We start from the raw sequence: 206 nt of genomic DNA on the forward strand, positions 1-206 counted from the left end.
TTACAACAACTTGAAAATCCTGAAATCTCTGGAATTGAGTACCAACAAGGAGAGCTACAGGGATACGAAGTTCGGCAATATTTACTGGAAAAATGGAGTAGAAAATGTGCCTACTGTGGGGTTGAAAACGTACCCTTAGAAGTAGAACATATTCACCCCAAATCCCAAGGCGGAACTGACCGAATTTCCAATCTTACTGTTGCTTG

The 206-nt window shown here is 41.3% G+C and carries 1 protein-coding gene; it reads left to right on the forward strand.

What is annotated here, in order from left to right; translation table 11 throughout:
* The coding region (locus PL8927_RS27530) for an HNH endonuclease (protein WP_197047582.1) at window positions 1-206 on the forward strand (206 nt) is incomplete at both ends.

This window comes from Planktothrix serta PCC 8927 (assembly GCF_900010725.2).
In the GTDB taxonomy this organism is placed as follows: Bacteria; Cyanobacteriota; Cyanobacteriia; order Cyanobacteriales; family Microcoleaceae; genus Planktothrix; species Planktothrix serta.